Origin of the sequence: Micromonospora sp. SL4-19 (genome assembly GCF_047921475.1) — a bacterium.
Lineage (GTDB): Bacteria > Actinomycetota > Actinomycetes > Mycobacteriales > Micromonosporaceae > Micromonospora.
The window spans coordinates 1-1,444 of sequence record NZ_JBLROB010000075.1 but is presented as its reverse complement, the minus strand read 5'-3'; the positions used below and the strand labels follow the sequence as shown (position 1 = coordinate 1,444).

At 68.7% G+C, this 1,444-nt stretch carries 3 protein-coding genes and 1 pseudogene; all 4 read left to right on the top strand.

The features are described from left to right. Nucleotides 1-490 (top strand): annotated as a pseudogene (locus tag ACNAVT_RS31740) (cell division protein FtsK); the annotation flags it as partial. After that, entirely contained in the window at nucleotides 487-687 is a 201-nt protein-coding gene (locus ACNAVT_RS31735; RefSeq protein ID WP_416301678.1) for a hypothetical protein, read from the top strand. The pseudogene ACNAVT_RS31740 and the gene ACNAVT_RS31735, both read left to right, overlap by 4 nt. A gap of 3 nt (nucleotides 688-690) precedes the next feature. Then, a complete protein-coding gene (locus tag ACNAVT_RS31730; RefSeq protein ID WP_416301676.1) occupies nucleotides 691-900 on the top strand; it encodes a hypothetical protein in 210 nt (69 codons plus the stop codon). A gap of 87 nt (nucleotides 901-987) precedes the next feature. Beyond that, nucleotides 988-1,434: a DUF6197 family protein gene (locus ACNAVT_RS31725; protein ID WP_416301674.1), complete on the top strand. Its 447-nt coding sequence runs from the start codon at nucleotides 988-990 to the stop codon at nucleotides 1,432-1,434. The last annotated feature ends 10 nt before the right edge of the window (nucleotides 1,435-1,444 follow it).

The following is a 1,444-nucleotide window of genomic DNA, read 5'->3' as shown; positions in this document are numbered from 1 at the left end:
CGCCGCCGACGGCCTGTCCGTCATCACCGTCCTGGTAGACGAGATCGCCTTCTACTCCGCCACCGTCGGCAACAAGCAGGAGCAGGAAGAGTTCGTCGCGCTCCTGCGTGACCTGGTCGCCCGGGGCCGTGCCGCCGGCATCCCGGTCGTCGCCGCCACCCAGCGGCCGTCGTTCGACATCATCCCCACCAGCCTGCGGGACCTGTTCGGCTACCGTGCCGCGTTCCGCTGCACCACTCCCAACTCGTCGAACATCGTGCTGGGCCACGGGTGGGCCGAGCAGGGCTACACCGCCACCGACATCCAGCCCACCAACCAGGGCGCGGCCTACCTCATCGCCGAAGGCGGCATCCCCCGCCGCATCAAGGTCGCCTACCTCACCGACAGCCAGATCGCGGCGATCGCCGACTACGCCGCCTGGATCCGCCGACCCAACCGCTTATCCGCCGTCTCCGACGGCTCGCGGTTCGACCTGGGGTTGGCGGCATGACTGCTCCGATTCACGACTGCGCCGAATACATCGAGGTCGTCGACGCCGAGATCGACAAGGCCACGGTCCACCTGTGGCACTACCTCCGCTGCACCGTCTGCGGCAAGCGGGACGGCCAGATCAACCAGGGCGGCTCCGACGCCATGTTTCCCATCCCGACAACGCCGCCTTCTACACGGACACCGGCTGGGAGGTAACCCATGACCACCCGAGAGCGCGCCTACGCCCGCGCTAGCAACCAGCGGGCCGCGCAATACACCGAGATGTGGATCGTCGGCAGCCCTGAGGACCTGGCCGCGATGCTCCACGCCGCCCGCAGTACCGGTCGGCTCGCCTACGTCTCCGCCCCACACCAGATGGGCGGCGACGACACCCGCCACCGCCGCTACCTGCGGCTCCGCACCACCTGATCGGCCGACGGAACCGGCTCAAGCCCTGGAAAGCAGACCGGTTCCGCCGACCACCGCCAACAGCCCTACCGAAAGGACGTGGCTGCCATGAAGGCTACCCACAACCCACCCTCCACCGCGCTGGTCACTCCTGCTGACCTGCTCCGGATGGCTGCCCTCTACCTGCGCCAGCACGGCTGGCACCAGGGCACCTACTACGCCACCAACGCCCCCGCCGACTGCCCCACCCCGCCGGCCTGCGCCGTCGGGGCCATCGGCATGGCCAGCGCCGGCCACCGCGTCGACCACTTCTACGGCCTCGACCTCGACACCCAGGTCACCTTCCGGCAGGCCGTCGGCATCCTCACCACCTACCTCGACGGCTGCCTACCCATCTGCTTCGTCGACGAAGACGGCTTCCTCGTCGACGAGCACACCTCCCCCTTCTCGTGGAACGACGACCCGGACCGCACCGCCGAGCAGGTCATCACCGCCCTTGAGAAGGCCGCTGACGAGTGGGACCGCCTCCACACCGAGGAAGGCGAGAACCGATGAGCACTGTCAA

Bases quoted from the DNA above. Each gene is read 5' to 3' on its own strand.
- ACNAVT_RS31735 (WP_416301678.1), top strand. From the start codon at position 487: ATGACTGCTCCGATTCACGACTGCGCCGAATACATCGAGGTCGTCGAC.
- ACNAVT_RS31730 (WP_416301676.1), top strand. From the start codon at position 691: ATGACCACCCGAGAGCGCGCCTACGCCCGCGCTAGCAACCAGCGGGCC.
- ACNAVT_RS31725 (WP_416301674.1), top strand. From the start codon at position 988: ATGAAGGCTACCCACAACCCACCCTCCACCGCGCTGGTCACTCCTGCT.